This window comes from Micromonospora sp. NPDC001898 (assembly GCF_042891255.1).
Taxonomy (GTDB): Bacteria; Actinomycetota; Actinomycetes; order Mycobacteriales; family Micromonosporaceae; genus Micromonospora.
The window spans coordinates 763,618-771,234 of record NZ_JBIATC010000001.1; the positions used below are offsets into that span (position 1 = coordinate 763,618).

Consider the following 7,617-nt stretch of genomic DNA (forward strand, 5'->3'; position numbering starts at 1 on the left):
CGTGCGGACAGCCGCTGACCCGTCCACCGGTCGGCCCCCGCCGCCGGCCCGCCGAACCCGCCGTACCCGGCGGGCCCGCCGGTCCGCGCCGCCGCCGAGCTGGGCCCTGTTGGGCGTCCTGCTCGTGGTCCTGGCCGGCGTGCTCTTCGTCGGGGCGTACGCGAACGCCGCCTTCGTCCCCGACCGCGCGCAGCACGACGACGGCCAGGACCGGGTGCCCGCCGAGGTGGTCAACGGCGGCCCGATCGTCAACGCCGCCGACGGCCAGAACCGCTCCTACCGACTGCCCACCCGCACCGTCGCGCTCACCTTCGACGACGGTCCCGACCCGAAGTGGACCCGCGAGGTGCTGCGGGTCCTCGACGCCCACCAGGTGAAGGGCACCTTCTTCGTGGTCGGGTCGCAGGCCGCCCGGCACCCCGAACTGGTGCGGGAACTGGTCGCCGGCGGGCACGAGGTCGGCGTGCACACCTTCACCCATCCCGACCTGACCACGCTGCCCGGCTGGCGTCGACGGATGGAGTACGCCCAGACCCAGCTCGCGCTCGCCGGCGCGGCCGGGGTCCGATCCTCGCTGATGCGGTTCCCGTACTCCTCGCACGCCGACGCGATCGACGACCGGGACTGGCCGCTGGTCACCGAGGCCGGCGAGCTGGGCTACCTCACCGTGCTCAACGACACCGACAGCCGGGACTGGGCGCTGCCCGGGGTGGACGCCATGCTCGCCAACGCCACGCCGGCCGGCTATTCGGGCGCGATCAGCCTGTGGCACGACGCCGGCGGGGACCGGGCCCAGACCGTCGCAGCCCTGGACCGTTTCATCCCGCTGATGAAGGAACGGGGCTACCGGTTCACCACCGCGACCGAGGGGCTGAACCTGACACTGGCCGCGGCCGGGGTCGACCACCAGGTGACCGGGAACCCGGTCGCGTCCAGGGCGGAACGGTGGCAGGGCCGGATGCTGGTCTGGGCGGTGCGGGGCGCCGACCGCACGCTCACCCTCTTCGGCGTGCTCTTCGTGCTCGTCGGCGTGCTCACCGTCGGCCGCACCGTCCTGCTGCTCCTGCTCGCCGGGCGGCACGCCCGGCGCCGCCGGGCCCGGGACTGGACCTGGGGACCGCCGGTGACCGAGCCGGTGTCGGTGATCGTCCCCGCGTACAACGAGAAGGAGGGGATCGCCGCGGCGGTCCGGTCGCTGGCCACCGGCGACCACCCCGGGGGCATCGAGGTCGTCGTGGTCGACGACGGCTCGACGGACGGGACCGCCGACATCGCCGAAGGGCTCGGCCTGCCGAACGTCCGGGTCGTGCGCAAGCCGAACGGCGGCAAGCCGAGCGCGTTGAACACCGGCGTGGCGCTGGCCCGCCACGAGTTGCTGGTGCTGGTCGACGGCGACACCGTCTTCGAGCCGGACGCCGTGCGCCAGCTGGTCCAGCCGTTCGCCGACCCGCAGGTGGGCGCGGTCGCCGGCAACGTCAAGGTGGGCAACCGGGACAGCCTGATCGCCAAGTGGCAGCACATCGAGTACGTCATCGGGTTCAACCTCGACCGCCGCCTCTACGAGACCCTGCGGTGCATGTCGACGGTGCCCGGCGCGATCGGCGGGTTCCGCCGGCAGGCCCTCGTGTACGCCGGCGGGATGACCGACGACACCCTGGCCGAGGACACCGACATCACCATGGCCCTGGGCCGGGCCGGCTGGAAGGTGGTGTACGAGGAGAGGGCCCGGGCGTGGACCGAGGCCCCGGCGACGATGGGCCAGCTGTGGAAGCAGCGCTACCGGTGGAGCTACGGCACCATGCAGGCGATGTGGAAGCACCGCCGTTCACTGCTCGACCACGGCGCGTCCGGCCGGTTCAGCCGCCGTTGCCTGCTGTTCCTGAGCCTGTTCGGGGTGCTGCTGCCGCTGCTGGCGCCGGTGATCGACCTGCTCGCCCTGTACGGCCTGTTCTTCCTCGACCGGACCGCGACGGTGGTGGCCTGGCTGGCCATGCTGGCGGTGCAGTTCCTCACCGCGGTGGTGGCGTTCCGGCTGGACCGGGAGAAGCTGGGTGTGCTCTGGGTGCTGCCGTTGCAGCAGTTCGTCTACCGGCAGCTGATGTACCTGGTGATGATCCAGTCGGTGGTCACCGCGCTGACCGGCGGCCGGCTGGGCTGGCAGAAGCTGCGCCGCACCGGCCTGCGCCCGACCGTCCGCGCCGGGAACGGCTGACGGTCAGCGGACGCGGCGGGCCAGGTCGAGGGCGTACTCGGGCCACCAGACGCCGCTGTCCGGCTCGCCGGGCCGGCAGGCGCCGTCGGACTCGCCCGGGAACTTGACCCAGAGCAGGGCGTCCACCCGGTCCGGGCCGGGGTCGGCCGTGGGCTCCTCGCCGAGCGCCCGGCCCGGCGGGTTGCACCAGCTCGGCGCGCCGCCCACGGTACGGCCCGGGTGCGGGCCGTTGCCGTTGCGGCTGGTGTCGACGACGAACCGGGTCGCCCCGCCGAGCGCGTCGGAGAGCCGGTGACCGTAGCGGACGTTCTCCCCGGTGCCGACGAAGTTCGCCACGTTGAGGGCGAAGCCGGCCGCGTCGGCGATCCCGGCCCGGCGCAGCGCCGCGGCGAGCCGGTCGACGTCGGTGATCCAGCCGGGATGCCCGGCGTCGAGGTACACCCGGGCGCCGCCGGTGCTGCCCAGCACGGCCACCGCGTCCCGCAGCAGCGCGAGCCGGCCGGCGACGTCGGGCACGCAACCGGCCAGGGCGTCCGGTACCGCGCCGGGTTCGAGGACCACGGTGACCGGCCGGCCGGCCACCCCGGCCGCCAGGTCCCGGATCCAGCGCTGGTAGTCCGCCGCGTCCCCGGCGCCGCCGGCCCCGCGCCGGGCGCAGTCGCGGTCCGGCACGTTGTGCACCACCAGCACCGGCGTCTGCCCGGCGACGGCCGCCGCCGTCAGGAAGGCGTCCACCTCGGCGCGGACCTCCGGGTTGCCGGTGAGCCACTTCGCGCTCGGGCGACCGGCGATCGCGCGCAGCGCCTCGGCGTCGGCGGAGCGCCCCTGTGCAGCCCAGCGGTCCGCCTGCGCGCCGGCCGGGTTCGCCTGATCGACGTAGAAGACGGGCGGCAGGGCCGTCGGCGCGGCCCCGCCGTCGTCGTCCGGCCCGGCCCGGGGCGCGGGGTCGGCGCCGCAGCCGGCGAGCAGCAGCGCCAGGGCGACGCCGGCCGCCGCCCCGGCCCTTCGGCGGCTCAGTCCTCGTCCTCGTCGTCCAGGCGGGCCAACCAGGTGGCGAACCGCTCGATCGGCGTCTCGAACTCGGGGTTCAGGTCGACGAAGTCGCGCAGCCGCTCGCCGAGCCACTCCATGCTGACCGACTCCTCGCCCCGGCGCTCGACCAGTTCCTCGATCCCGCGGTCGGTGAAGTACATCCGTACGTCCTCATTCCTGGGCCCGGCCGGCGGCCGGGTCGGGTGGTCCGCCGACGCGAGCGGGGCAGCGGCCCGTCGTGGTGACGGTCGCTGCCCCGCTGCGCGCGGTGCGGTCAGGTCACGGGCGGGGCAGGGCCGCCTCGATCAGCGCGTTCTGCTCGACCTCGTGCATCTTGGCCGAGCCGACGGCAGGGGCGGCGGCGGCCGGGCGGGAGATGCGGCGCAGCCTGATCTCGCTCAGGTGCTCCAGCAGGTTGAGCGCGACGAAGCTCCACGCGCCCTGGTTGGCCGGCTCCTCCTGCACCCAGGCGTAGTCCTCGGCGTTCGGGTACTGCGCCAGGGCGGCCCGGATCTCCTCGACGGGCAGCGGGTAGAGCTGCTCCATCCGGATGATCGCGGTGTCGGTGACGCCCCGGTCGGCCCGGGCCTGGAACAGGTCGTAGTAGACCTTGCCCGAGCAGAGCAGCACCCGCTTCACCTGCTCCGGTGCCGGAGCGGCGGTGTCGCGCAGCACCGGCTGGAAGGTGCCGGTGGTGAAGTCCTCGACCGGGGACACGCAGAGCTTGTGCCGCAGCAGCGACTTCGGCGTGAACACCACCAGCGGCTTGCGCTTGGGCGACAGCGCCTGGCGGCGCAGCAGGTGGAAGTAGCTCGCCGGGGTGGTCGGGATGGCCACCCGCATGTTGTCCTCGGCGCAGAGCTGAAGGAACCGTTCCGGGCGGCCGGAGGTGTGGTCCGGGCCCTGACCCTCGTGGCCGTGCGGCAGCAGCAGGGTGACCGCGGAGCGCTGGCCCCACTTCACCTCGCCGGAGGAGATGAACTCGTCGATCACCGACTGGGCGCCGTTGACGAAGTCGCCGAACTGGGCCTCCCAGGCGACCAGCGCGTTGATGTTCTCCACCGAGTAGCCGTACTCGAAGCCCATCGCCGCGTACTCGCTGAGCAGCGAGTCGTGCACGAAGAACCGGGACCGCTCGCCGTCGGCGGTGAGCGACTGCAACGGCAGGTGGTCGGCGCCGGTCTTGGCGTCCACCACGGACGCGTGCCGCTGCACGAACGTGCCACGGCGCGAGTCCTGCCCGGCGAGCCGGACGGTGACCCCGTCGTGCAGCAGTGCGCCGAGGGCGATGATCTCGCCGAAGCCCCAGTCGATGTTGCCCTCGACGGACATCTTGGCCCGCCGGTCGAGCAACTGCTGGATCCGCTTGTGCGGGGTGAAGCCCTCCGGCAGGTTGATGTGGGCGTCGCCGACCGCCTTGACCACGTCGACGCTGGTGGCGGTCTCCACCTGCGGCTCCGGCTCGTCCTCGCGGCGCTGTCGGGCCGGCTGCTTCGGTGCCGAGGCGGCGTCCCGGGTGGCCTTGAAGACCCGCTCCAGCTGCGACTGGTAGTCGCGCAGCAGCTCCTCCGCGTCCTCCACGGTGATGTCGCCCCGGCCGATCAGCTCCTCGGTGTACAGCTTCCGGACCGACCGCTTCGAGTCGATGATCTTGTACATCTGCGGGTTGGACATCGACGGGTCGTCACCCTCGTTGTGCCCGCGCCGGCGGTAGCAGACCATGTCGATGACGACGTCCTTGTTGAACGCCTGCCGGTACTCGAACGCCAGCCGGGCGACCCGGACCACGGCCTCGGGGTCGTCGCCGTTGACGTGCAGGATCGGCGCCTCGATCATCCGGGCCACGTCGGTGCTGTAGAGGCTGGACCGGGAGTGCTCCGGTGCGGTGGTGAAGCCGACCTGGTTGTTGACCACCACGTGCACCGTGCCCCCGGTGCGGTAGCCGCGCAGCTGCGACAGGTTCAGCGTCTCGGCGACCACACCCTGGCCGGCGAAGGCGGCGTCACCGTGCACCGCCAGCGGCAGCACCGTGTACCCCTCCAGCTTGAGGTCGATCCGGTCCTGCTTGGCCCGGACGATGCCCTCCAGCACCGGGTCGACGGCCTCCAGGTGCGACGGGTTCGCCACCACCGACACCTTGACGGCGTGCTCGCCGTCCGGGGTGGTGAACTTGCCGTTCTGGCCGAGGTGGTACTTCACGTCGCCCGAGCCCTGGGTGGAGCGCGGGTCGAGGTGCCCCTCGAACTCCGAGAAGATCTTCTCGTACGGCTTGCCGACGATGTTGGCCAGCACGTTGAGCCGGCCGCGGTGGGCCATGCCGATGACGACCTCGTCGAGCCCCGCCTCGGCGGAGGACTCCAGCACCTCGCCGAGCAGCGGGATCAGCGACTCGCCGCCCTCCAGCGAGAAGCGCTTCTGGCCGACGTACTTGGTCTGCAGGAAGGTCTCGAACGCCTCGGCGGCGTTGAGCCGGTTGAGCACGTGCTTCTGCTCGTCGGTGCTGGGCTTCTCGTACTTGCGCTCGATCCGCTCCTGGATCCAGCGCCGCTCCTCCGGGTCCTGGATGTGCATGTACTCCACGCCGACCCGGCGGCAGTACGAGTCGCGCAGCACGCCGAGGATGCTCCGCAGCTTCATCCGCTGCTTGCCGGCGAAGCCGTTGACCGGGAAGACCCGGTCGAGGTCCCACAGGGTCAGCCCGTGCTGGAGCACGTCCAGGTCCGGGTGCTTGCGGATCTTGAATTCCAGCGGGTCGGTGTCGGCCATCAGGTGGCCGCGCACCCGGTACGCGTGGATCAGCTCGTGCACCCGCGCGGTCTTGTTGATCTGGCCCTCGGAGTCGACCGCGACGTCCCGCATCCAGCGCACCGGCTCGTACGGGATGCGCAGCGAGGTGAAGATCTGGTCGTAGAAGGCGTGCTCGCCGAGCAGCAGCTCGTGCATGACCTTGAGGAACTCGCCGGACTGCGCGCCCTGGATGATCCGGTGGTCGTACGTGCTGGTCAGGGTGATGATCTTGCTGACGGCCAGCTCGGCCAGGGTGGCCTCGCTCATCCCCTGGTACGGCGCCGGGTACTCCATGGCGCCGACGCCGATGATGGCGCTCTGCCCGGCCATCAGGCGCGGGATCGAGTGCACCGTGCCGATGCCGCCCGGGTTGGTCAGCGAGATCGTGGTGCCGGAGTAGTCGTCCATGGTCAGCTCGTTGCGGCGGGCGCGACGGACCACGTCCTCGTACGCCTGCCAGAACTGCCGGAAGTCCATCCGCTCGCAGCCCTTGATCGACGGGACCACGAGGTTGCGGGAGCCGTCGGGCTTGGCCAGGTCGATCGCGATGCCCAGGTTGACGTGCTCGGGGCGGACCATCGCCGGCTTGCCGTTGACCTCGGCGAAGGAATTGTTCATCTCCGGGTGCTCGACGAGCGCCCGGACCATCGCGTACCCGATCAGGTGGGTGAAGCTGACCTTGCCACCTCGCCCGCGGGCGAGGTGGTTGTTGACCACGATGCGGTTGTCCACCAGCAGCTTGGCCGGGACGGACCGCACGCTCGTCGCGGTCGGCACGCTCAGCGAGGCGTCCATGTTCTGGACGATCTTCGCGGCGACGCCCCGCAGCGGAGTGGTCTGCGGGCCGGAGACGGCCGGCTTCGCCGGGGCGGCCTTGGCGGGCGCGGCGGGCTTCGCGGCCGGGGTGGGCTTCGCGGGCGCGGCCTTCGCCGGGGCCGGCTGCGCGGCGGGCTTCGGAGCCGGCTCCGCCTTCGGTGCGGCCGGCTCCGCCTTCGCAACCGGCTGGGCGACGGCGGCTGCGGCCTCCTGCTGCCCGGCGGGCTCCGGCGCGGCGGCAGCCGCCTTGTCGGCCTTGCCGTCGGGGCGCGGTGTGGCGGCGCCTGGCGCCGGCCGATAGTCGGCGAAGAAGTCATGCCAGGCCGAATCGACGCTGCTTGGGTCGGCGAGGTATCGCTGGTACATCTCCTCGACGATCCACTCGTTCGGGCCGAAACCCGCCAGTGGGTTCTCCTGCGAAGTCTGCTGGGTCGACACGGCCGGTAATCGCCTCTTTCACGCGGGTTTGTGTGTCACGCGGTGTCAGCCGTTGCCCGGTACGCGGGTGGACGGGAGACGGCCCCCAGGCTACGCCGTAGGAACACGCTAGGCATTTCCGGCTCCGGCGCGTGGTCCGTTTCACAGAAGATGCAGAAGTCCGGTCGACGCCGCGTGTTCAGTTGACCGCCGGCTGGAACGGGCCCGGGCCCCCGGGGGGGGGGGGTGGGGGGGCCCCCCCCCCCGGGGGGGGGGGGGGGGGGGCGCCCGGGGGCCGCGGGGGCCCCCCCCCCCGCGGGGCGGGCCCCCCCCCCCCCCCCCCCCCCCCGCCC

At 72.6% G+C, this 7,617-nt stretch carries 4 protein-coding genes; 1 reads left to right on the plus strand and 3 read right to left on the minus strand.

The window, feature by feature from the left end:
• The first annotated feature begins 1 nt into the window (after position 1).
• Positions 2–2,212, plus strand: coding sequence for a bifunctional polysaccharide deacetylase/glycosyltransferase family 2 protein (locus ACFYZF_RS03720; protein ID WP_387015564.1), 2,211 nt, complete (start codon positions 2–4; stop codon positions 2,210–2,212).
• Positions 2,213–2,215: 3 nt separating this feature from the next.
• Here ACFYZF_RS03720 and ACFYZF_RS03725 read toward each other — a convergent pair whose 3' ends face one another.
• The 3 genes from ACFYZF_RS03725 to ACFYZF_RS03735 all read right to left on the minus strand — a co-directional run bounded on the left by ACFYZF_RS03725 (position 2,216) and on the right by ACFYZF_RS03735 (position 7,285).
• Positions 2,216–3,106: a glycoside hydrolase family 6 protein gene (locus tag ACFYZF_RS03725; protein WP_387016054.1), complete on the minus strand. Its 891-nt coding sequence runs from the start codon at positions 3,104–3,106 to the stop codon at positions 2,216–2,218.
• Positions 3,107–3,225: 119 nt separating this feature from the next.
• The gene (locus tag ACFYZF_RS03730) at positions 3,226–3,405 is read right to left on the minus strand and encodes a DUF6104 family protein (RefSeq protein WP_350886925.1); all 180 of its coding nucleotides are present in this window, start codon (positions 3,403–3,405) and stop codon (positions 3,226–3,228) included.
• Positions 3,406–3,523: 118 nt separating this feature from the next.
• The gene (locus ACFYZF_RS03735) at positions 3,524–7,285 is read right to left on the minus strand and encodes a multifunctional oxoglutarate decarboxylase/oxoglutarate dehydrogenase thiamine pyrophosphate-binding subunit/dihydrolipoyllysine-residue succinyltransferase subunit (RefSeq protein WP_387015567.1); all 3,762 of its coding nucleotides are present in this window, start codon (positions 7,283–7,285) and stop codon (positions 3,524–3,526) included.
• Positions 7,286–7,617: the final 332 nt, after the last annotated feature.